Source organism: Cellulomonas sp. RIT-PI-Y (assembly GCF_025642745.1).
Lineage (GTDB): Bacteria > Actinomycetota > Actinomycetes > Actinomycetales > Cellulomonadaceae > Cellulomonas.
Map to the genome: position 1 here is coordinate 14,576 of NZ_JANZKP010000033.1, position 22,183 is coordinate 36,758.

General features: G+C 73.4%; 17 protein-coding genes. 8 read left to right on the forward strand and 9 right to left on the reverse strand.

The genetic code is table 11. The annotated features are described in order from the left end of the window. Positions 1 to 223 precede the first annotated feature (223 nt). Positions 224 to 841: a DNA-3-methyladenine glycosylase I gene (locus tag OGL89_RS11275; RefSeq protein ID WP_263120207.1), complete on the reverse strand. Its 618-nt coding sequence runs from the start codon at positions 839 to 841 to the stop codon at positions 224 to 226. Positions 842 to 1,034: 193 nt separating this feature from the next. Here OGL89_RS11275 and OGL89_RS11280 point away from each other — a divergent pair, with 193 nt between their 5' ends. Next, on the forward strand, positions 1,035 to 2,414 hold the full coding sequence (locus OGL89_RS11280; RefSeq protein WP_263120209.1) for an MFS transporter: 1,380 nt from the start codon (positions 1,035 to 1,037) through the stop codon (positions 2,412 to 2,414). Between the two features lie 128 nt (positions 2,415 to 2,542). Here OGL89_RS11280 and hrpA read toward each other — a convergent pair whose 3' ends face one another. From hrpA to OGL89_RS11300, 4 genes are all read right to left on the reverse strand, one after another. Further along, positions 2,543 to 6,712: an ATP-dependent RNA helicase HrpA gene (gene hrpA / locus OGL89_RS11285; protein WP_263120210.1), complete on the reverse strand. Its 4,170-nt coding sequence runs from the start codon at positions 6,710 to 6,712 to the stop codon at positions 2,543 to 2,545. Between the two features lie 291 nt (positions 6,713 to 7,003). Next, complete coding sequence (locus OGL89_RS11290; RefSeq protein ID WP_263120211.1) at positions 7,004 to 8,224, reverse strand: MFS transporter; 1,221 nt, start codon at positions 8,222 to 8,224, stop codon at positions 7,004 to 7,006. A gap of 78 nt (positions 8,225 to 8,302) precedes the next feature. After that, complete coding sequence (locus OGL89_RS11295) at positions 8,303 to 8,764, reverse strand: hypothetical protein (RefSeq protein WP_263120213.1); 462 nt, start codon at positions 8,762 to 8,764, stop codon at positions 8,303 to 8,305. Then, entirely contained in the window at positions 8,734 to 9,474 is a 741-nt protein-coding gene (locus OGL89_RS11300) for a DUF1624 domain-containing protein (RefSeq protein WP_263120214.1), read from the reverse strand. Before OGL89_RS11300 ends, OGL89_RS11295 begins: the two co-directional genes overlap by 31 nt. Before the next feature lie 228 nt (positions 9,475 to 9,702). Between OGL89_RS11300 and OGL89_RS11305 the strand changes: the two genes are divergently transcribed. Further along, on the forward strand, positions 9,703 to 11,382 hold the full coding sequence (locus OGL89_RS11305; protein ID WP_263120216.1) for an ABC-F family ATP-binding cassette domain-containing protein: 1,680 nt from the start codon (positions 9,703 to 9,705) through the stop codon (positions 11,380 to 11,382). After that, entirely contained in the window at positions 11,379 to 11,852 is a 474-nt protein-coding gene (locus tag OGL89_RS11310; protein ID WP_263120219.1) for a YbaK/EbsC family protein, read from the forward strand. The genes OGL89_RS11305 and OGL89_RS11310 overlap by 4 nt, the downstream gene beginning before the upstream one ends. Before the next feature lie 4 nt (positions 11,853 to 11,856). On the opposite strand, the gene OGL89_RS11315 is transcribed toward OGL89_RS11310, so the two are convergent. Genes OGL89_RS11315 through OGL89_RS11325 form a run of 3 tightly spaced genes read right to left on the reverse strand, consistent with a single transcriptional unit; the run spans position 11,857 to position 13,357 of the window. Then, on the reverse strand, positions 11,857 to 12,702 hold the full coding sequence (locus OGL89_RS11315) for a hypothetical protein (protein WP_263120221.1): 846 nt from the start codon (positions 12,700 to 12,702) through the stop codon (positions 11,857 to 11,859). Further along, positions 12,699 to 13,124, reverse strand: coding sequence for a hypothetical protein (locus OGL89_RS11320; protein ID WP_263120222.1), 426 nt, complete (start codon positions 13,122 to 13,124; stop codon positions 12,699 to 12,701). Before OGL89_RS11320 ends, OGL89_RS11315 begins: the two co-directional genes overlap by 4 nt. Then, a complete protein-coding gene (locus OGL89_RS11325; protein ID WP_263120224.1) occupies positions 13,121 to 13,357 on the reverse strand; it encodes a hypothetical protein in 237 nt (78 codons plus the stop codon). Before OGL89_RS11325 ends, OGL89_RS11320 begins: the two co-directional genes overlap by 4 nt. Positions 13,358 to 13,743: 386 nt before the next feature. Between OGL89_RS11325 and OGL89_RS11330 the strand changes: the two genes are divergently transcribed. From OGL89_RS11330 to OGL89_RS11340, 3 genes are all read left to right on the forward strand, one after another. Further along, positions 13,744 to 14,154: an STAS domain-containing protein gene (locus OGL89_RS11330; RefSeq protein ID WP_263120225.1), complete on the forward strand. Its 411-nt coding sequence runs from the start codon at positions 13,744 to 13,746 to the stop codon at positions 14,152 to 14,154. A gap of 106 nt (positions 14,155 to 14,260) precedes the next feature. Then, positions 14,261 to 15,403 (forward strand): exonuclease SbcCD subunit D, encoded by a 1,143-nt coding sequence (locus OGL89_RS11335; protein WP_263120226.1) that lies wholly within the window; start codon positions 14,261 to 14,263, stop codon positions 15,401 to 15,403. Further along, positions 15,403 to 18,477, forward strand: coding sequence for an AAA family ATPase (locus OGL89_RS11340; RefSeq protein WP_263120227.1), 3,075 nt, complete (start codon positions 15,403 to 15,405; stop codon positions 18,475 to 18,477). Before OGL89_RS11335 ends, OGL89_RS11340 begins: the two co-directional genes overlap by 1 nt. Positions 18,478 to 18,495: 18 nt before the next feature. Here OGL89_RS11340 and OGL89_RS11345 read toward each other — a convergent pair whose 3' ends face one another. Then, a complete protein-coding gene (locus OGL89_RS11345) occupies positions 18,496 to 18,855 on the reverse strand; it encodes a hypothetical protein (protein WP_263120228.1) in 360 nt (119 codons plus the stop codon). A gap of 218 nt (positions 18,856 to 19,073) precedes the next feature. Between OGL89_RS11345 and OGL89_RS11350 the strand changes: the two genes are divergently transcribed. Both OGL89_RS11350 and OGL89_RS11355 read left to right on the forward strand, forming a co-directional pair. Further along, a complete protein-coding gene (locus OGL89_RS11350; protein ID WP_263120231.1) occupies positions 19,074 to 19,835 on the forward strand; it encodes an ABC transporter ATP-binding protein in 762 nt (253 codons plus the stop codon). Beyond that, positions 19,835 to 22,183, forward strand: a 2,349-nt coding sequence (locus tag OGL89_RS11355) for an FtsX-like permease family protein (protein ID WP_263120232.1), incomplete at its 3' end; no start/stop codon positions are given. The genes OGL89_RS11350 and OGL89_RS11355, both read left to right, overlap by 1 nt.

Here is a 22,183-nt window from a genome sequence, read left to right on the forward strand (position 1 = left end):
CGGCCGAAGCCGCTCGCGACGTGACGGAGGGCCGCGCCGACCCGATCACAGCCGCACGGAGGATCTGGCGAATTGCGCGGCTCGCGCCCTTAGGAGCCCCGGTTACGGGTTTCGTCGGGCTGCCGAGTGAGTGGGAGGACGGTGCGGAGCACCGCGGCGCTTATGAGGCCTGCATCGGGCATGACGCAGGCCCCGCTCGCCGCCGCACCGTGATCACGCGGTACTAGTCGGTCGCCCGCACCACCGGGCACCCCGCCAGGTGGTCGTCCACCATCCCGCACGCCTGCATCGCCGCATACGCCGTCGTCGGCCCCACGAACCGGAACCCGGCCTTCTTCAGCTCCTTCGCCAGCGCCGTCGACGCCGGGGTGACCGCCGGCACCTCGGCGAACGAGCCCGGTCGCACCCGCTGGTCCTCCGGGGTCGCGTGCGACCAGAAGATCGCGTCGAGGCTGCCACCCGCTGCCTGCAGTGCGAGCAGGGCCTGCGCGTTCGCGATCGTCGCGAGGATCTTGGCCCGGTTCCGGATGATCCCGGCATCGGCCATCAGCCGCTCGACGTCGTGCTCGTCGTAGCCCGCGACGACGGCCGGGTCGAAGTCCGCGAACGCCGCGCGGAAGCCGTCCCGCTTGCGCAGCACGGTGATCCACGACAGCCCGGACTGGAACGCCTCCAGCGACATCCGCTCGTAGAGCTCGCGGTCGCCGTGCACCGGCACGCCCCACTCCTCGTCGTGGTAGCGCTCGTACAGCGGGTCGCCGTCGCCGAAGCACCGTGCCCCGCTGGGCTGCCCGTCGGCGGTGACGGCGGAGACGGGGTGCTGGACGGCGTCGCTGGTCATGGGCCCAGGGTGCCGCACCCCTCCCACATTCCAGATGATGGACAGATGTGGTCTGTCAGTTGAGACAAATCGCCACCGGGGCTACTGTCGCAAGCCGCGCACGACTCCGATCCACGCCGCCCCCGCGGACCCGCCCGGTAGGACCTGCGATGCCGGTGCGCGAACCGTCCACGACCCGGGGAGTAGCCCGCACATGTCCATCTCCGCCACACAGACCGCCGCCCTGGCGCCCAAGCCGGTGAACTCTCCCGGCCGCGTCATCGCGGCGAGCCTGGTCGGCACCACGATCGAGTTCTACGACTTCTACGTCTACGCGACCGCCGCGGTCCTCGTCTTCCCGAAGCTGTTCTTCACCGCCGCCGACTCCAGCACCGCGCTGCTGCTGTCCTTCGCGACCTTCGGCGCCGCGATGGTGGCCCGCCCGATCGGCGCGATCTTCTTCGGCCACCTCGGTGACCGCAACGGCCGCAAGTCGACCCTGGTGGCCTCGCTGCTGACCATGGGTGTCGCCACGTTCCTGATCGGCGTGCTGCCGACCTACGGCAGCGTCGGCCTGCTGGCCCCGATCCTGCTGCTGGTGATGCGCCTGGCCCAGGGCTTCGCGCTCGGCGGCGAGTGGTCCGGCGCGGCGCTGGTCGCCACCGAGAACGCCCCGGAGGGCAAGCGCGCCTGGTACGGCACGTTCCCGCAGGCCGGCGCACCGATCGGCTTCATCATCGCGAACACGCTGTTCCTGATCATCAACGGCATCCTCGGCTCGGACTCGCCGGAGTTCCTGAGCTGGGGCTGGCGGATCCCGTTCCTGTTCTCCGCCGTGATGGTGATCGTCGGCCTGTGGGTCCGGCTGAAGCTGGTCGAGTCCGAGTCGTTCAAGACTGCGGAGAAGACCGGCAAGATCACCAAGCTGCCGCTCGGCACCACGCTGCGGCACCACTGGCGTGCGGTGGTGCTCGGCACGTTCATCATGCTGGCCACCTACGTGCTGTTCTACCTGATGACCACGTTCGCGCTGACCTACGGCACCGCGGCCACCGAGACCTCCGACGCGGGCACGCACGGCCTGGGCATCCCGTACGTGCACTTCGTGCTGATGCAGGTCATCGGCGTGGTGTTCTTCGGCATCTTCACGCTGTTGTCCGGTCCGCTCGCCGACCAGATCGGTCGTCGCAAGCTGCTGATCTGGGTGACGTCGTGCATCGCGGTCTTCGGCCTGACCTTCGACGTGTTCCTGATGGTCCGCGAGGACATCGCGTTCACCGGCGCGCTGGCCCAGGCATTCCTGGTGATCGGCTTCACCCTGATGGGCGCGACCTTCGGTCCGATGGGCGCGATCCTGCCCGAGCTGTTCCCGACCAACGTCCGGTACACCGGGTCGGCGATCGCCTACAACGTGTCCTCGATCCTGGGCGCCGCGCTGGCCCCGATCGTCGCCCTGGAGCTGTGGAAGGCCGCGAGCGGGTCGACCTGGATCGTCGGGGTCTATCTCACCGGTGCCGCGGTGCTGACCCTGATCGCGCTCGTCCTGTCGAAGGAGACCAAGGACCAGGACTACTCCCGGGTCTCGCACGACTGACGTCCGCCCGACCGACCGAGGCCGGCGGTCCCCCGCTCCGACGGGTGGGGCCGCCGGCCTCGTCGTCGTCACCCGGACGTGCGCCCTCGGCGCACGGATCGCCGGAGCGAGGTCGACGCGCCGACCGGTCAGCCGATCCCCGCCAGCGCCTTCCGCACCCGCTTCTCGCTCACCGGCACCGGCGTCCCCAGCTGCTGGGCGAACAGCGACACCCGCAGCTCCTGGATCAGCCACCGCACGTCGTCCAGCGCTGCCAGATCGGCCGGCACCGGCGTCCGGGAGGTCACCCGCGCCCGGACCTGCCCGAGCAGCTGCTCCAGGTCGTGCACCTGCCAGGCCAGCTGCTCGTCGCGGGAGGGGTTGTCGGCGGCCTTGTCCAGGCGGTGGGCGGCGGCACGCAGATAGCGGGGCAGCTGCGGCAGCCGGGTGGCGCCCACCTCCGCGACAAAGCCGTCGTGCACCAGGTCGGCGAGCTGGTCCTTGACGTCCTGCACGGTGCCGAGCAGGGCGAGCGACCGGGTGCCGCGGATGGCGGCGTCCAGGTCGCGGGCGGCGGTGAGCACCTGGACCAGGGTGCCGACCAGGTCGTGGACGGTGTCCTCCAGCCGGTCGCGGACCAGGGTGCGCAGGGCGGTGTACCCGTCAGCGGTGTGGATCGCGGTCGCCGGCCGGCCGGCCAGGTGCTCGGCGAGCAGGTGGTCGGCGGCGGCGAGCTGGATGTCCGTGGTCAGGGCCTCGGTGGACCGATAGGGGCTGGTGGCCAGGGCGAGCGCCTGCTGCCCGGTCCACCGGGAGGTGATCCGGGCCGGGGCGAGGCCGACGTCCAGCACCAGGAGGCGGCGAAGACCGCGGCGCTGGGCGGTGGCCTGCTCCCCGGCGTCGGCGAGCACCTGCACCCGGACCGTTCCACCCGGCTGCTCGACCAGGGCCGGGTATCCGCGCACGGTGAGGCCACCGGCGGCCTGGGCCTCGACCCGCTCCGGCAGGGCACCGTCGGGCAGACCGGTGGGCCAGGTCGTGAGGTCGGTGTCGGTGAGTCCGGGCACGACCGGGACGGTGGACGGCGCGGCGGCGGGTGGTCGCGGGGCGGTGGCCTCGCCCGCGGTGAGCTGTCCGTCCGTGCCGGTCGCCCGCACGGCGTCGGCCATCGCGTCCCGGACGGCGCTGCGGACGGCGGTCGACACCGCGTCCTGGGTGCGGGAGGCCAGTCGGCGCTGGAGCACGGCCAGGTCCTTGCCCTCGTCGACCACCCGGCCGCGGTCGTCCTCGACCCGGAAGGTGACCCGCAGGTGCGGCGGCAGCCGGTCGTCGTCGAAGGCGTCCTCGGGCACGTCGACGTCCCGGAGGGCACGGACCGCCTGGCGGAAGCTGGTGTGGAACGACGGGGCGGAGTCCCCGGCGCGGACGGTGTCCTCCCAGGACGCGGTGTGCCCGTCCAGCCAGGCGATCACGTCCCGGGCCACGTCCGGCGCGGGCACCAGCTGCACCCGGACCGGCTTGGGCAGCGCACGGATGGTGGCGGTGGCCAGTTCCTCGCGCAGACCGGGCACCAGGCGGTCGAATCCGTCCGGCTGCACCCGCGCCAGGGCCACCAGCGGCACGTGCACGGTGATGCCGTCCGCGTCCGCGCCGGGCTGGAACTGGTAGGTCAGCGGCAGCGACAGGTCACCCTGCGGCCAGCTGGACGGGAAGTCCGACTCGTCGACCCCGGCGTCCTCCGCGACCAGCAGCTCCCGGGTGAAGGTGAGCAGGTCGGGGTGCTCGCGGCGCGCGGTCTTCCACCACTGGTCGAAGTGCCGGGCGGAGACCACGGTGTCCGGGATCCGCTCGTCGTAGAAGTCGAAGAGCGCGTCGTCGTCGATCACCAGGCCACGCCGACGGGACCGCGCCTCCAGGTCCTCGACCTCGCGCAGCAGCCGCCGGTTCTCCGCGAAGAACGCATGGTGCGTGGTCCACTCGCCGTCGACCAGCGCGTGCCGGATGAACAGCTCGCGGGCCTGCTCCGGATCGACCTGGGCGAACAGCACCCGGCGGCCGGTGACGATCGGGACGCCGTAGAGCATCACCCGCTCGACGGCCATCGCCGCGCCCTGCTTGCTCGACCACGAGGGCTCGGAGTAGCTGCGCTTGACCAGGTGCGCCGCCAGGTCCTCGGCCCACTCCGGCTGGATCCGGGCGACGTCCCGGCCCCAGAGCCGGGAGGTCTCGACCAGCTCACCGGCCATCACCCAGGCCGGCGGCTTCTTGGCCAGCGCCGACCCGGGGAAGATCGCGAACCGGGCCCCGCGTGCGCCCAGGTACTCGTTGCGCGGCCGGTTCCGGTCGGCCCGGCTGTCCTTGCGGGCACCGGTGCTGCGGACCTCGGTGACCTCCTGCATGCCGAGCTGGGACAGCAGGCCGGCCAGCAGTGCGACGTGGATCCGGTCGCCGTCCCACTCCAGGCGCAGCGAGCCCTTGGCCAGGTCCTCCCGCGCTGCGGTGAGGGTGTCCGCGTCCCGGTCGGAGCTGCGCGGCGGGCCGAGGGTGATGCCCAGCGGCTTCGCCAGCTCCTTGAGCTGGGTGACCACGTCCTGCCACTCGCGCAGCCGCAGGTAGTTCAGGTGTTCGGCCTTGCACAGCCGCCGGAACGCGGAGCCGGACAGCTCACGCTGCGCGTCCCGGACGTACTGCCAGAGGTTCAGGTACGACAGGAAGTCCGACGTGGTGTCCGCGAACCGTCCGTGCATCGCGTCGGCCTGCGGGCGGAACTCGGCCGGACGCTCGCGTGGGTCCTGGATCGACAGCGCGGCCGCGATGATCATCACCTCGCGGGCCACGTTCCGCCGACCGCCCTCGACGATCATCCGGGCCAGTCGGGGGTCCATCGGCAGCTGCGCCAGCGCCCGGCCGGTGTCGGTGAGCCGGGTCCCGCGAGCGGACGCGGGCACGGTCTCCAACGCGTTCAGCTCGGTCAGCAGCTGCACGCCGTCCCGCACCGCCCGCACGTCCGGCGGGTCGACGAACGGGAACCGTGCCACGTCCTCGGGTCCGGCCGCCACCCCGACCGCGACCATCTGCAGGATCACCGACGCCAGCGAGGTGCGCAGGATCTCCGGCTCGGTGAACCGGGGACGCGACGCGAAGTCGGACTCGGAGTACAGCCGGATCGCGATGCCGTCCGCGACGCGCCCGCACCGACCGGACCGCTGGTTCGCGGAGGCCTGCGAGATCGGCTCGATCGGCAGCCGCTGCACCTTGGTGGCCTTGGAGTAGCGCGAGATCCGCGCGGTCCCGGGGTCGACCACATAGCGGATGCCCGGCACGGTCAGCGACGTCTCGGCGACGTTGGTGGCCAGCACCACGCGCCGGGTGCCGTGCGCCTGGAACACCCGGTGCTGCTCCGCGGCGGACAGCCGGCCGTAGAGCGGCAGCAGCTCCACCGCGTCCGGTCGGCGCTGGTCGGTGACCCGTGCGCCCAGGTGTCCGCGCAGCGCCTCCTCGGCATCCCGGATCTCGCGCTCACCGGACAGGAACACCAGGACGTCACCCGGCCCCTCGGCGGCGAGCTCGTCCACCGCCTCGCAGATCCCGGTCATCAGGTCCCGGTCCTCGCGCGGGGGCCGAGCCGGTCCCTTGGAGGGGCGCTCGTCCGGGCCGTCACTGGGCTGGTCACCGGGGTCGTCCGGGGTGAGCGGCCGGTACCGCAGCTCGACCGGGTACGTCCGCCCGGTCACCTCGACCACCGGCGCCCGGTCGCCCTGCGCGTCCGCGAAGTGCTCGGCGAACCGTGCGGAGTCGATGGTCGCCGACGTGATGATCAGCTTGAGGTCCGGCCGGCGGGGCAGCAGCCGGGCCAGGTAGCCCAGAATGAAGTCGATGTTCAACGAGCGCTCGTGCGCCTCGTCGATGATCAGGGTGTCGTAGGCCCGCAGCTCCGGGTCGCGTTGGATCTGCGCGAGCAGGATGCCGTCGGTCATCACCTTGACCAGGGTCCGCTCGGACGACTCGTCGGTGAACCGGACCTGGTAACCGACCAGCTCGCCGATGGTGGTGCCCAGCTCCTCGGCGATCCGCTCGGCGACGGTGCGGGCCGCGATCCGCCGGGGCTGGGTGTGGCCGATCTGCCCGTCCCGGCCGCGGCCGAGCTCCAGCACGATTTTGGGCAGCTGGGTGGTCTTCCCGGAGCCGGTCTCGCCCGCGACGATCACGACCTGGTGGTCCCGGATCGCGTCGGCGATCTCCGATCGGCGCGCCGAGACCGGCAGCTGCTCGGGGTAGGCGATCGGCGGCACCACGACGGCGCGGCGGGCGTCGGCCATCGCGCTCAGGCGGCGGGTGCGCCGTTCGGTGTCGTCGGTCCGGGGCCGGCGGTCGTCACGGCGCCGGTCCGACCGCGGCGACTGCTCGGTCCCCGTCGTGGCCCCGTTCGACCGGCCTCGACCCCCTCGGCGCCGACGGGGGCGGCCGTCGGCCGGAGCCGTCCGCGCGGCACCGTCGCCGACGGGACCACCCGGGGTGGTGGTCGGCGGAGTGGGATCGGCGGGAGTCACGACGTCCCATTGTCGCCGCTGCCGGGCCGAGCACGCGAACGGATTCGCGCGCGGCGGACATCACACGTCGGCGGCGGCCGTCCGTACGGGCGCGGGGTCCGGCACCTGCCTCCGCGCGGCCCCGGCCAGGGACAGGCTGAGCACGATGAACACCCCCACCACCAGCAGTGCCTGGCGGGTTCCGACCTCCGCGGCCAGCAGGCCGAGCAGCGGCGGGGCGGCCAGCGCGGTCACGGTGCTGAACGAGGCGACCACCGACACCCGGACACTGGCCCGCAGCGGGTCGTCGGCGGCCGCCGTGGTCGCGATCGGGTTCCCCAGCGCTGCGCCGAAGCCCCACAGGATCACCCCCGCCCAGGCGAGCGCCAGGGTCGGACCGGTGACGAACAGCAGCAGCCCGACCAGCGCCGACCCGCCCGACACCCGGAGCACGACCACCCGGCCGAACCGGTCGATCAGCCGGGTGCCGAACGCCCGGACCAGCGTCATCGCCGCCACGAAGCTCCCGTAGGCCAGCGCCCCGACGTCCTCGTGCGCGGCGAAGCCCTCCACCACCGCCAGGGGCATCCAGGTGCCGGCCGTTCCCTCGGTGAGCGAGGCCGCCATCAGCACCAACCCGAGCAGCAGGGTGCGAGGCTCGCGCCAGGCGGACAGCGCCTCGCCCGCGGCGGCCCGGCCCTTGGTCGCGGACCGGTCCCCGGCCAGGGTGATCGCGGTCGCCGGACGGATCAGCAGCAGCCGGATCGCCGTGCCCGCCGCGATCACCGCCACCACCTGCGGTCCGATCCCCAGCCCCGCCCGGGCGAACCCGGCCGCGATCAGCGCGCCGAGCGCTGCCCCGACCGAGAACATCGCATGGAAATGCGGCATGATCGCCCGCCCGATCCGTTGCTCCACCGCGGCGGCGCTGACGTTGATCGACAGGTTCGACCACGCGCTGGACACCCCGTTGATCAGCGCGCCGGGGAGGAACAACGGCACCGATCCGGTGAACACCGACACCGCCAGCAGCCCGAAGCCGACCGCGTGACCGACCACGCCGACCAGCAGGGTGGCCCGCGCCCCGATCCGGGTGACCACGGCGCCCCCGGACAGCGCGCCCAGCAGCGAACCGATCCCGCCGATCAGCAGCAGTCGTCCCAGCTCCGCGGCATCGATCCCCAGCGCCCCCATCAGGGACGGCAGTCGACTCGTCCAGGACACGTTCACGATCCCGAACAGGGCGAACTGGCACAGCAGGGCGATCCGGGTGCGGGCGGCGTCGCCCGTCGGGGTGGTCACGGTGGAGGGTCCTCCGGTCGGTTCGAGCGCGCGACGTCGGCGGCGGGATCGAAGGCGACGGAGGCGACCCGACCCACGCTAGCGGTGCGTGACCCGGCGCTCGGTGACCCACGCGGCAGCCCGGCCCGCACCGCCGGACACCAGCGCCTCCAACGGCCCCCGCCGCCCGCGCCCCACGGTGAGCACCCCGACGACCAGGGCCCCGATCACGTTCCCGGCCCACAGCCCCCAAGTGGTCCCGACCGTCCACGCCGGCACGGTCAGCAGCGCGACCCCGAGAGCGACCACGTGCAGCACGTACACGGTCAGCGGCGCCGCGCCGGCCCACGCCAGCGGGCGCAGCACCCGGAACCCGTCCGGCCGGGTCGCCTCCCACCGCACCAGCAACGCGATCACCAGCACCGCGGCCGCTGAGGTGAGCACGATGTCCGCCACGTTCCCGCTGTGCGGGGTCGCCACCAGCACGCTGGTCCAGCTGTACCCGCCGGACACCCCGAACGAGGCGCTGGTCAGCAGGGAGTTCGCCAGCTCGACGTCCACCCGACCCGGGTCGCCAGCGCCGGGGCGGCGACCTGGGTCCGGTAGACGACGCTGACCACCGCGACCAGGGCCACCACGAGGACCGAGCCGAGCGCGACCCGCCCGGTCCACCGGCGCAGCGCCTCCGTCCCCGCGGCCCGTGCGGCGAGCAACCCCCTGATCAGCAGGATGCCGACGGTCAGGTACACGATCCAGGTCAGCACCGGGTAGGCGCCGGTGAACAGCACCGACGTCACCCAGTCGCCCGGCGACGCCCAGGACAGCTCACCGAGCGTGTCCAGCTGCCGCGCGTCCCGGACCCAGGTCGTCACGAACGGCCCCGCCACCGCGGTCACCGCGGCGAAGGCGACCAGCACCCGGCTCGGCAGGTGGATCAACCCCGCGGCCAGGATCATCGCGACCCCGAGATACACCAGCACCACCATCGCGGGGGACGGCACCAGCCCGAGCAGGAACCCGATCACCACCACGAGCAGCCCCCGGGTTCCCAGCGCCACCGACGCGGCGAGCGGTCGTCCGACGTAGCGCCGGGTGGACAGCACCGCACTCGCCCCGGCCAGCACCGCGAACAGGGTGGACGGGAACCCGTCCACGATCCGTCCGCTCGGGCCGAGGACGGCCAGGATGGTGTGCGCGGCCATCATCCCGACGATCGCCAGCAGACGGGCGACATCGAGGGCGGCCAGACGGCCGGTGTCCGGGGCGGGCATGACAGGGCTCCTGTTCGACGGGGGTGGGGACTTCTCGAGCGTGCCGGTGCGGAGGGGGTGGCGTCGTCAGTCCGGGCGTGGACCCGACGGGCACGACCATCGGACCCGGGGATGACCGCGGATCGACACCCGGACGGATAACCGGTCGACGCCGCGCGTGTCCTGGTCCTACCGTCGTCCCCATGTGGAACTGACCGGCCCCGAGTCCCTGTCCTGACTCTCACGCCGATGCCCCTTCGTGCGGCCCGGCGGCCGGTGGTGATCCCTCTGTCCTCCTCTGCTTCCACACCCGTCCTGCGTGCCACGGCGCTGTCCCGTTCCTACGGCGACCGCCGTGTGCTCACCGATCTGTCCTTCGCGGTGGATCCCGGTCACCGGCTCGGCCTGGTGGGGGAGAACGGCATCGGCAAGTCCACCCTGCTCCGGCTGCTCGCCGGGGTGGAGGAGCCGGACACCGGTGAGGTCGGGCGTCCGGCCGATCTGGCCTACCTGGCGCAGGAGCCCCCGTTCGGTGCCGACGACACCATCGACGACGTGATCGGTGCGGCGCTCTCGGAGGACCGGGCGATCGCCGCCGAGCTGGAGTCCGCGGCGGCGGCGCTCGCGGACGGCACCGCGGAGTCCGCGACCCGGTACGACCTGGCCCTGGCGCACGCCGAGTCCGCCGAGGTCTGGGACGCGGACGCCCGCGCGCAGCGGGTGCTGGCCGGCCTCGGGCTCGGCGGGCTGGATCCCAGCCGTCGTTCCGGGTCGTTGTCCGGCGGTCAGCGGTCGCGGCTGGCGTTGGCGGCAGTGCTGGTGCGACGCCCGCGGGCGGTGCTGCTGGACGAGCCGACCAACCACCTGGACGACGACGCCGCCGACTTCCTGGCCGGTGCGCTGGCCGAGCTGCCGGGGGCGGTGGTCCTGGCCAGCCACGACCGCGTGTTCCTGGACGAGGTCGTCACGGAGATCCTCGACCTCGACCCCGGCGTGGACGGGCCACGGGTGACGGGCGGCAGCTACACCGACTTCCGGGCCGCCAAGCGGATCGCCCGGGAGCAGTGGGAGCAGCGTTGGCTGGCCGAGCGGGAGGAGCTGTCCGTCCTGCGTGCCTCGGTGGCGCCGGACGGCAAGGCCCGTCAGGTGGTGCACGGCCGCCCGATGCAGGACCGGAACACGATGGCCTACGGGAGGCACGGCGACATCGTGCAGCAGCAGGTCGGGCGGCGGGTGCGCAATGCCCAGCGCCGACTGACGGAGCTGGAGCGCGAGCAGGTGCGCAAGCCGCCGCGCGAGCTGCGGTTCACGGCGGCGCTGACCGGCGCGAACGGTCGGGAGGGCACCCTGGTCTCGGTCCGGGACGCGGTGGTGCCCGGGCGGGTCACCGTTCCCGCGCTGGATGTGCACCCCGACACGGCGCTGCTCGTCACCGGTCCGAACGGGTCGGGCAAGTCGACCCTGCTGCACCTGCTCGCCGGGGACCTGGAGCCGTCCACCGGCACCGCCTGGCGGGCCAAGGGGGTCACGGTGGCCCTGCTGGAGCAGGACGTCGAACTGGCCGAGGACGACCGATCGCCGCGAGCCGTGTACGAGCTGGTCACCGAGCGGCTGGCCGACCCCGTGCCGTTGCAGGACCTGGGTCTGGTCGCCCCGCGGGACCTGGACCGGCCGCTCCGGGAGCTGTCCGTCGGGCAGCGCCGACGGGTGGTGCTGGCCCTGCTGGTCGCGCAGACCCCGGACGTCCTGCTGCTGGACGAGCCGACCAACCACATCTCGCTGGCGCTGGCCGACGAGCTGGGCGACGCGCTGCGCACCGCACCGGGCGCCGTGGTGGTCGCCTCGCACGACCGGTGGCTGCGGCGACGGTGGCACGGGGCGACGGTCGCGGTCGTCGACGGCCGACTGGTGCCTACCCTGAGCGCATGAGCGAGGAGCGCGCCGCACAGGCGCTGGCCGAGTCCGGGATCGCGCACAGCATCACCCGGCACGGCCCGGTCGGTTCGCTGGCCGAGGCCGCCGCCGCGCGGGGCGTCCGGCCGGAGGACATCGTCAAGACCCTGGTGGTGCGCCGGGGTGAGGACGACTACCTGTTCGTGCTAGTGCCCGGCGGCCGGTCGATCTCCTGGCCCAAACTGCGCGACCTGCTCGGCGTGAAGCGGATGTCCATGCCGGACGCCGCCACCGCCAAGGAGGTCACCGGCTACGAGCGCGGCACGATCACGCCCTTCGGATCGCTGCGCGCCTGGCCGGTGATCGCGGATGCGACGGTGCCCGGGCGCACGGTGTCGATCGGCGGCGGGGCGCACGGGGTGGGCGCGACCCTGGACGCGGACGACATGATCCGGGTGCTCGGCGCCACGGTGGCGGATGTGACGGAGCCGGAACCGGACCGCTGAGATCTCAGCCCGCGGACGCGGTCAGCGCGTCGATCTCCTCGGCGAACTCGTCCGCCACCGTGGCCTGCGCGGACCAGAGCTCCTGGCAATAGCGCCGGTCGTAGGACGTCGACTCGCGGCAGTCGAGATCCGCGATCGCCAGCGCGACCTCGTGGGCCCGCAGCTCGGCGAGATCGGCCTCCGCCGTCAGCTGCTCCTGGACCGACTGCCGGGCGGCGACCGGGGACGCCAGCTCCGGGTATCCGGCGCCGGCCATGCAGTCCGACCACGCGGACCGCAGCGCGAGCACCGCCGGTGAGGCGTCGACCTCGATCTGCGCCGTGTCCACGGCCTCGAACAGGGCGGCGAACCGTTCGTCGCGCATCACCTCGTCCGCGCCGTCGGTGGCCTCGTGGTACGCCGCGCCCAGGCAGCCCTCCTGCTCCCAGTCGTAGGCGGCGTCGGTCTCGGTCCCGACGCCGTAGAGCGCGGCGTCGTAGGCGGCCTGCTCCGCGGTCGACCGGGGAGTGCTCGACGTCGACGGCGTGATCAGGTCGAGGGTGCTCACGCCGTAGCCGTACTGCGCCGCCCACTCGACCGGGTCGGTGTCGGCGTCGAGCACCGGATCGTCGGCCACGTACGGCCGGTCGTAGTCGAAGCCCTGCTCCTTGAGGCAGATCGCGATCAGCCGTTCGGCCTCCCGGTCGATCCGCGCCTGTTCGTCCTGGCCCAGCGAGAGGAGAGGGACCGCCTCGGCCAACGGGCTGGCGGTGTAAGTGGTGGGCGTCGGGGCGGGCGCGGGATCGTCGGCGGCGCAGGCGGAGAGCGCGAGGATGACCGCGGTGGTGAGGGCGGCGACGTGTCGGTTCATCCGGGCGGGTTCTCCTCGCCGGGCCAGGGGGCCAGGGGGTCGTCCATCGTGGGGTTGTCGTTCTCGTCGAGGGCGTAGGCCATGCGGTAGTGCATCTGCCACGCGGGGTCGGTCATGTCGATCTCCGGCACGCCGGCCTCGAACACGCATTGCTCGTAGGCGCGCATCCAGCGCTGGCTCTCCCACTCGGTCGCCGCGTCGCGCGAGTCGTTCTCGGCGCTGGCCGCGATGTCGGCGTCGACCCAGGCCTGCGTGAGGTCGCGGCCGAGCTTCTCGGAAGCGCAGAGCCTCAAGGCCTCGTCCATCACCCAGGGCATCTGGGACGGGGTCGGCTCGTCGGCGGTGTCCTGCGCGGTGCCGCACCCGGCGCAGATCACGACGGCGACGGCGGCGGGTGCGGCGACGCGGAACGACAGACTCAACAGTTCACCGGATTCGAGTTGGTGTGCTGGTACTCCGTCTTGCCGGGCACCAACGACGCCCGACGCCCGAGGAAGTTGTCCGTCCGCTTCCACCACAGCGCGCCGTGGGTATGGCTCGCCGTGCTGCACCGCGAGTCCGCGGTCGCGGCCGGTGCGAGGGCGACCATCCCGCCCGTCAGCAGTGATCCCACCAGCGTGAAGGCCGCGAGCCCCCTGGTCACACGAGCGCGCATCTGTTCTCTCCTTGCCGTCGCGGCGTCGCAGGATCGGCGCCGCGCTCGACGCTTCTCGCCTCGGTGCGACGCGGCAAGCGAGTCGACATGAGTTGGGTGTCTTCGCCGCGAACTTGAGTGCTCGCTGTGTCGTCACTGGGTGGATCGTGCGACCCGGTGAGTGCGGACCGCCGGGGGATGTGGCGGCACGGGCCGACTCGGGTGATGTTCATGTGCAGGTCAACGGCCGGTTACGTGCGAGGGGAACGAGATCCGTCCGCCAAGCGTTCTGCTGGGTGTGTCAACGGCGGCCGCCATGGTCTCCGGGCGGCGCGGCCAGCGGATGCGGGCCGGTCGGACCGGGGGCATGATCCATCGGCCGCACCTTCCGAAAGAGCCGAGGACCGATGGACCCGAAGGACGACTCCACCCGTATCGGTGGGATCGACGTGACGACGTCGAAGGGGTGCACGCTCGTCCGACTGTGGGGGGAGGTCGACGGGGCGCTGCGCACCGATGCCAGCACGTCGATGGCCCAGGCACTGGTCGCCGACCGTCCGATCCTGATCGACGCCGCCGGTCTCACCTTCATCGACTCATCCGGACTGGCCTTCCTGCTGCAGCTGCACCTGGCGGCGGCGGAGACCGGTCTGCGGGTGACGCTGCGCGACCCGGAGCGTCAGGTGATCGACCGACTGGCGCTGATCGGGATGGACCAGGAGTTCGAGCTGGAGAACACCATTCCGGCCGAGGCCGTCACCGCGGTGATGACCGGAACGGTGTCGGTCGTCGCGGCCTCTCGGGCGGCCGCGGTCTGAGGATCACGCGGCCGTCGACCGTCCACAGACGGGGCGCCACGCCGGTGGTCCCCAGGTGATGTCCCGAGTGCGGGGCCGTGTCGGCGTCTGCCGCTAGTTTCAGGGCATGCGGTTCCTCCACACCTCCGACTGGCACCTCGGTCGCACCCTGCACGGGGTGGACCTGACGGCGCACCAGGCGGCGTTCTGCGACCACCTGGTCCAGGTGGTGGCGGAGCAGCGGGTGGACGCGGTGCTGATCGCCGGCGACGTCTACGACCGGGCGATCCCGCCGGTGGAGGCGGTGGACCTGCTGTCGACCACGCTCCGCCGGTTGGCCGAGCTGACCACGGTGGTGCTGACCCCGGGCAACCACGACTCGGCGGTGCGGCTGGGCTTCGGCGCCGACCTGCTGACCGGCCGGGTGCGCATCCTGGCCGACCAGCGCCGGGTCGACCGCCCGGTGCTGTTCACCGGACCCGACGGGGAGCGGGTCGCGGTCTACGGGCTCCCGTACCTGGACCCGGACGTCGCCCGGCACACGCTGGCGCCCGACGGGGCGGTGCTGGCCCGGTCGCACGCGGCGGTGCTCGGCGCGGCGATGGACCGAGTGCGTGCGGACCTGGCCGAGCGGGACGGCGTCCGATCGGTGGTGCTGGCCCACGCGTTCGTGGTCGGCGGCGAGGCGAGCGAGTCCGAGCGCGACATCCGGGTGGGCGGGGTCGACCATGCGCCCGCGGCGGTGTTCGACGGCATCGACTACGTGGCGCTCGGTCACCTGCACGGGCCACAGCGGGTCGCCGAGCACATCCGCTACTCCGGGTCGCCGCTGGCCTACTCGTTCTCCGAGGCGCGCCACGCGAAGTCGACCGCACTGATCGAGCTGGACGCGACCGGACCCGCCCGGGTGACGCTGATCCCGGCGCCGGTCCCGCGCCGGATGACCGATCTGACCGGGCGCCTGGACGACGTGCTGTCCTCGCCCGGACACGATGACGACTGGGTGCGGGTCACCGTGACCGACCCGCTCCGGCCGGAGGACCTCTACCGCCGGGTGAAGACCCGGTTCCCGCACGCGCTGGTGATCCAGCACCAGCCGCCCGCGACCGCGTCGGCCGGTCGGAGCGCGGAGGTCGGTCCGGGTCGTGACCCGCTGGAGGTGGTCGCCGACTTCATCGCACACGTCGGCGGTGCCGCGCCCACCGAGGCCGAAGCCGACGTGCTGCGGCAGGCCTACGAGCAGGTCATGGCCGCGGAGCGGAGCGCCTGATGCGGCTGCACTCCCTGACCCTGCAGGCGATCGGACCGTTCGCCGGGCGGCACACCGTGGACTTCGCCGCGCTGTCCGCCGGTGGGCTCTTCCTGCTGGAGGGACCGACCGGGGCCGGCAAGTCCACCGTGATCGACGCGGTCGTCTTCGCGTTGTACGGCAAGGTCGCCGCCGCCTCGGCCAGCGAGGACAGGCTGCGCAGCGCCTTCGCCGACGAGGACACCGAGTCCGTGGTCGACCTCTGCTTCGAGACCACGCACGGGGTGTACCGGGTCCGGCGCACTCCGGCGTACGACCGGGCCAAGAAGCGCGGGTCGGGCACGATCCGGCAGAACAGCACGGTCAAGCTCTGGCGGCTCACCGCGGTACCGGACGATCCGGACCGGGAACCGGTCGGGGAGATCCTGTCCACCCGGCTGGACGAGGCCGGCGCCGAGCTCACCGCGATCGTCGGGCTGGACCGGACCCAGTTCGTCCAGACCATGGTGCTGCCGCAGGGCGAGTTCGCCGGTTTCCTGCGCGCGGAGCCGGAACACCGCCGGATCCTGCTGCAGCGGATCTTCGGTACCGAGGTGTACGACCGGCTGGAGAACCGGCTGGACGAGGCCCGCAAGGCCGCCCAGCGCGAGGTCGAGGCCGGTCGGCAGTCCGTCCAGGGCGCGGTGGACCGGTTCGCCGGTGCCGCAGGGCTTCCGGCCGAGGAGGTCGAGTCGCTGCGGGGGTTGGTCACCGAGGACGTCGCCGAGGCGGTGCGGCAGGTGAACGGTCGACTGACCGAGGTGCGTGCCGCCGCGGCCGAGTCGTCCCGGCGCGCGACCGAGGCGGGCGTCCGGGCACAGGAGTCGGCGGAGCGGGTGACGTCGGCGGCGGACCGGGTGCGCCGGGTGGAGCGCTGGGTGGCGCTGATCGCCGAGCGGGAGTTGCTGGACGGGCTGGCCGAGCAGGCCGCCCAGGACCGGGACCGGTGGGACCTGGCCCGGCGGTCGAGCGCGGTGGCGCCGCTGCTGGCCGGCTGGGACGAGGCACGCGAACGGGCGGCGGCGGCCCGCAAGGAGTGTGACGCGGCGGTGGACCGGGTGCCGCCGGACCTGCGCGCGGCGCTGGCCGACGGGCTGGTCGCGCTGCGGGACCGGGCTCGCGAGACGGTGGCGACCCTGACCCGGCTGGTCGATCTGGAGTCCGGGCTGGCCCGTCGGACCGAGGCGCTCGACGACCTGGCCGCGGAGACCGCGCGACGGGCGGCCGCCGTCGCCGAGCTGGACCTGCGGGCCGCGGCCCGGCCCGAGGAACGGCTGCGCCTGGTGACCGAGCTGGAGTCCGTGACGGCCCGGGCACACACCGTGACCGCCCGGGAGCAGAACTGGAAGGCTGCCGGGGCGGTGCGCGACGCCGTGCGGGAGCTGGCGCGGATCGCCGTCGAACAGCAGCGGGTCGAGGACCAACGGTCGGCGGCCGCCCGCGCGGCGCTCCAGGCGGCGGAACACGAGTCCGCGCTGCGGGTCGCCCGGCTCCGCGGGATCGCGGGCGAGCTGGCCGGGGAGCTGCGGCCCGGGCAGGAGTGCCCGGTCTGCGGCTCCGTCGAGCACCCGCACCCGCGCGAGCTCGCCGAGGGGCATGTCACCGCGGACCAGGTGCAGGAGGCGGAGGCGGCCCGGTCGGCGGCGGAACGGCGGCTGCGGGACGCGGAGTCGGAGCTGAGCGCGCTGGTCACCCGTGCGGAGGCGGTCGCGGAGCGGACCGGCGGGCTCGACCTCGACACCGCCGAACGGCGTCTCGCGGTCGCGGCGACGGAGCTGGACGAGGCCCGGGCCGCGCACGCCGACCAGGAGCGCTGTGCGTCGCGGGTCCGGGAGCACGACCGGGCGACCGAGACGTTGACACTCGAGCGGGCCTCCGCCGTCGAGGCCCGGCGACTCGCCGAGCAGGCGAGCGAGCGGGCCGCGCAGGAGCTGGAGCGCGACCGGGCCGAGGTGATGCGGGCGCGGGACGGACACCCGACCGTGGCCGCGCGGCAGGGCCTGGAACGGGCGCGGGCCGACGCCGCCGATGCGGTGGTGGACGCTCGGGGCCGGGTGGCGGCGGCCGAGGCGAACGTCGCCGACTGGCGTGACCGTGCCGGGGCCGCGCTCGCGGAGCACGGGTTCCTGCCGGAGGGGGACGACGACTCGTCGACCGACCCGGAGCGACGGCTCGCCGCCGCCGCCGGATCCGCGCGCGCCGGACAGCTCGGCCCCGAGGCGCTCGCCGCCCTGGAGGCCACCGTGCGCGCCCGGCAGACCGCGACGGACCGGGTCGCGAGCGGGCTGGCCGACCCGGAGCTGGCGGACCTCGCCGTCGGCACGGTGCGTCCGGAGGACGACCGGGAATGTCTCGCCGCGGCCCGGGCCGCAGCCGCCGAGCACCGGGAGCTCGCGGACGCCGCCGCCGGGACCGCGGCGACCGACCGCGGTCGAACAGAGCAGTGTGCGGCGGCGGAGGCCCAGGTCAGGGCGGCCGCTGACCGGGCGGGCGACCTGCTGCGCGCCGCGGCGCCGGTGACCCGGATGGCTCGGCTCGCCTCCGGTCAGGACGGCGGGCAGGGCCTCTCGCTCGGCACCTACGTGCTGCAACGCCGGTTCGAGGACGTGGTCGCGGCGGCGAACGACCGGCTGCGCCAGATGTCCGACGGCCGGTTCGAGCTGGCGACCTCGCAGGAACGGGAGTCGCGCAGTCGGCGACTGGGGCTCGCGCTGCGGATCATCGACCACCAGAGCGGCGACGCCCGCACTCCCCGCACGCTGTCCGGCGGCGAGACCTTCTACGTCTCGCTCTGCCTGGCACTCGGGCTGGCGGACGTCGTCACCGCGGAGGCCGGCGGGATCGAGCTGGGCACGCTGTTCATCGACGAGGGCTTCGGCAGCCTGGACCCGCACACCCTGGACGCGGTGCTCACCGAGCTGGGGCACCTGCGGGCCGGTGGCCGGGTGGTCGGACTGGTGTCGCACGTCGAGGCGATGAAGTCCGCCATCGCCGAGCGGATCGCGGTCCGGCGGCGGGCGGACGGGTCGTCGACACTGACGGTGATCGCGGGCTGACCGGGGCCGGGCACGCGTTCACCAGGTCCAGCCGCGCGCGGTCAGCTCCACCTCCTCCCGCAGCCGTTCCCACGGATCACCCTTCGCCCGGGGCAGCACCTCCACCCCGGCGAGCCGGCACGCCTCCGCGAGCAGGGCGTCGTAGGCGAGCTGGCCGGCGATGATCCGTTCGGCGCGGGCCCAGGCGCGGGGGTCGTCCTCCAATCGGCGCAGGTGCTCGGCGACGATCGACAGTCGGGTCTGCACCAGCAGCGCGTCGAACGGGTCGGGGAACCGCGCCCGCGCCTCCGCCACTCGACGCCGGTGCCGGCGCACGGCGAGGACACCGCCGGTGACCGCCGTCGGCACGACCAGCACGAGCAGCCAGGACCACGTCATCGTCAGACCCCGGCACCAGGGTAGATCCGTCCTGGGTGCCCGGCGCGATGCGAGTGACGGCGCAGGTCAGGGTGGAATCCGGCCCCGGACCAGGGAGGATTCGGGGTCGACTCGGGGGGATCCCGGATGGGCCGGTGCCGTCCGCGCTGAGTACCGTCGATGTGACCTGGTTCACCCGGCCCGGTCACAGGTGCGGTGCGAGAAGAGGGACACCCCCCATGACGACCACAGAGGCGATCGCCACGGCGCGCGGGCTGGTCAAGACCTACGGCTCAGGTGAGGCCGCCGTCCGAGCGCTGGACGGCGTGGACGTGGACTTCGAGCGCGGCCGCATGACCGCGATCATGGGGCCGTCCGGTTCCGGGAAGTCCACCCTGATGCACTGCATGGCCGGACTGGACCGGGTCGACTCCGGCGAGGTGGTCGTCGACGGCGAGCCGGTGTCCCGGATGCGCGAGCGCGAGCTGACCAGGCTGCGCCGGACCCGACTCGGCTTCGTGTTCCAGGCGTTCAACCTGGTGCCGACGCTGACCGCACTGGAGAACATCACCCTGCCGCTGGACATCGCACGCCGCCCGGTGGACCAGGCGCAGCTGGCCCAGGTGGTCGACGCGGTCGGTCTGTCCGACCGGCTGTCGCACAAGCCCGGTCAGCTCTCCGGCGGCCAGCAGCAACGGGTCGCCTGCGCCCGTGCCCTGGTCACCCGGCCCGCGGTCGTGTTCGCGGACGAGCCGACCGGCAACCTCGACTCGACCTCCTCCGGAGAGGTGCTCGGCTTCCTGCGCCGGTCGGTGGACGAGCTGGGCCAGTCGGTGGTCATGGTCACCCACGACCCGACCGCCGCGTCCTACGCGCACCGGGTGCTGTTCCTGGCGGACGGCCGGCTGGTGGCCGAGGTCGCGGACCCGACGCCCGAGACCGTCCTGGCCACCCTGGGATCGCTGACGCCCCAGCGGGCCGCGGCCGAGGCGACGCTCTGATGTTCCGGGTGGGATGGCGCTCGGTCCGGGCGCATCTCGGCCGGTTCCTGCTGTCGCTGCTCGCGGTGGCGCTCGGAGTCGCGTTCGTGGCCGGGACGTTCTCGCTGCGGTCGATGATGTCCGGGTCCTTCGCCGGGATCGTCGACTCCTCGGCGCCGGGCGACGTGTACCTGCAGGCGCCGGCGGAGGACGGCGGGTCCCCGGTGGTGGACAGCGGCGGGACGGTCCCGCTGGACCTGGCGGAGCGGGCGGCGGCCGTGGACGGCGTCGCGGTGGCGCTGCCGACGCTGAGTGCACCGGTGGTGCTGGTCGGCGCGGACGGCACCGCGGTCCGGAGCACCCAGGCACCGAGCATGGCGGTGCTGTGGAACCCGGACGACCCGAACTGGGGGGTGGTCACCACCGGTCGCGGACCGCGGGACGCCGCCGAGATCGCGTTGGAACAGGCCACCCTGGACTCCTCCGGTCTGGCGATCGGCGACGACACCACGATCGTGCTGGCGGGGCAGCTGACCGACGTGACCGTGGTCGGCGCGATCGACCCCGACGCGGCGATGCTCGGCGCGACCATCGTGCTGCTGGACAGCGACAGCGGTCTGGCGCGCCTGGCGCCGGACGGCCGGGTGGGCAACGTGGAGATCTACGCCGACCAGGGCGTCGACCCCGACACCCTGGTGCAGCGGCTGGCGCCGTTGACCGGTCCGGGCGTCGAGGCGGTCACCGGCGACGAGCTGCGCGCCGACGTCAAGGCGCAGATCGACGACATGCTCGGCTTCGTGGTGACGTTCCTGCTGGTGTTCGCCGGGATCGCCCTGTTCGTCGGAGCGTTCATCATCTCGAACACCTTCGCGATGGCGGTCCGGCAACGGATGCGGGAGTTCGCGCTGCTGCGAGCGGTCGGCGCCTCGCCGGTGCAGGTCTTCGGCTCGATCCTGGGGCAGGCGGCGATCGTCGGCCTGGCCGGGTCGGTGCTGGGCATCCTCGGTGGCCTGGGTCTGGTGCAGGCGCTGCGTGCGGTGCTGGCGACGGTCGGGATGGAACTGGCCGGTGACCTGCCGATCGACGCCGCGACCATCGTGGTGTCGGTAGTGGTCGGCACCGTGGTCAGCGTGCTGGCGGCAGCGGTGCCCGCCCGCCGGGCCGCGGTGGTGCCGCCGGTCGAGGCGATGCGGGACGAGGTGGTCGCCACCGAACGGTCGCTGCGGCCCCGGGCGGTCGGTGGTCTGGTCCTGATCGCGCTCGGCGCGGTCGCGGTCGGTGCCGCACTCTCCCGGGCCGAGGCGGACTGGGCGCTGACCGCGGACGGTGTCGGTGCGGCCGCGGTGCTGATCGGCGTGCTGATGCTGTCCCCGGTGCTGGCCCGGTCGGTGATCGGGATGCTGTCCTGGCCGGTGGTGCGGTTGTTGCGACCGGTGGGCCGACTCGCTCGCGGGAACGTGGTGCGCAACCCGCGCCGCACCGCCAACACGGCCGGTGCGCTGATGATCGGGATGGCCCTGGTCGGGGCGGTGTCGGTGATCGCGCTGTCCGCCAAGACCTCGGTCGGGGACATCGTGCAGCAGCAGACCGACGGCGACTTCGTGCTGAGCGAGCAGTCCGGGGCGATCCCGGGCGACCTGATCGACCAGGTCGGCGAGCTGCCGGACGTGGCGGTGGTGGACGCGCTGCGGTTCGCGCCGCTCCCGGTCGACGGCGCCGCCGGCTACGTGGTCGGGATGCCGGAGGGCGTGTTCGGCCGGTCGATCGAGGTCGACGTGGTCGACGGGTCGTTGGCTTCGCTGGACGACGGCGCGGTGGTGCTCAAGCAGGAGACCGCCGAGGCGGAGGGCTGGTCGGTCGGCGACCCGGTGACCATCGGGGACCGGTCGCTCAGCGTGGGGGCGATCGTGTCCACCGAGGTGATCGGCGTCCCGTGGATGGTGGACCAGTCGGTGCTGGACGCCCTGGTCCCGGCCACGCAGCAGCTGTCCGACCTGGTGCTGATCCATGCGGCCCCGGGCTCCGACCTGGACGCGCTGCGGACCGAGCTGACCGATGCCGCACGGCCGTACGCGGTGGTGGCCGTGATGTCCGCGGACGAGTGGACGTCGTCCATGGCCGACCAGGTCGATCAGATCCTGGTGATCATGTACGCCCTGCTCGGGCTGTCCGTGGTGATCGCGGTGCTGGGCATCGTGAACACGCTGGCGCTGTCGGTGATCGAACGGACCCGGGAGATCGGGCTGCTCCGGGCGGTCGGGCTCGGACGACTCCAGCTGTCCGGGACGGTGGTGGTCGAGTCGGTGCTGACCGCGGTCTTCGGCACGATCGTCGGCCTGGTGATCGGGGTCGGACTGGCGGCGACGCTG

Coding starts and splice junctions, on each gene's coding strand:
- OGL89_RS11275 (WP_263120207.1), bottom strand. CDS start 841: ATGACCAGCGACGCCGTCCAGCACCCCGTCTCCGCCGTCACCGCCGAC.
- OGL89_RS11280 (WP_263120209.1), top strand. CDS start 1,035: ATGTCCATCTCCGCCACACAGACCGCCGCCCTGGCGCCCAAGCCGGTG.
- hrpA (WP_263120210.1), bottom strand. CDS start 6,712: ATGGCCGACGCCCGCCGCGCCGTCGTGGTGCCGCCGATCGCCTACCCC.
- OGL89_RS11300 (WP_263120214.1), bottom strand. CDS start 9,474: ATGCCCGCCCCGGACACCGGCCGTCTGGCCGCCCTCGATGTCGCCCGT.
- OGL89_RS11305 (WP_263120216.1), top strand. CDS start 9,703: ATGCCCCTTCGTGCGGCCCGGCGGCCGGTGGTGATCCCTCTGTCCTCC.
- OGL89_RS11310 (WP_263120219.1), top strand. CDS start 11,379: ATGAGCGAGGAGCGCGCCGCACAGGCGCTGGCCGAGTCCGGGATCGCG.
- OGL89_RS11315 (WP_263120221.1), bottom strand. CDS start 12,702: ATGAACCGACACGTCGCCGCCCTCACCACCGCGGTCATCCTCGCGCTC.
- OGL89_RS11325 (WP_263120224.1), bottom strand. CDS start 13,357: ATGCGCGCTCGTGTGACCAGGGGGCTCGCGGCCTTCACGCTGGTGGGA.
- OGL89_RS11330 (WP_263120225.1), top strand. CDS start 13,744: ATGGACCCGAAGGACGACTCCACCCGTATCGGTGGGATCGACGTGACG.
- OGL89_RS11335 (WP_263120226.1), top strand. CDS start 14,261: ATGCGGTTCCTCCACACCTCCGACTGGCACCTCGGTCGCACCCTGCAC.
- OGL89_RS11340 (WP_263120227.1), top strand. CDS start 15,403: ATGCGGCTGCACTCCCTGACCCTGCAGGCGATCGGACCGTTCGCCGGG.
- OGL89_RS11345 (WP_263120228.1), bottom strand. CDS start 18,855: ATGACGTGGTCCTGGCTGCTCGTGCTGGTCGTGCCGACGGCGGTCACC.
- OGL89_RS11350 (WP_263120231.1), top strand. CDS start 19,074: ATGACGACCACAGAGGCGATCGCCACGGCGCGCGGGCTGGTCAAGACC.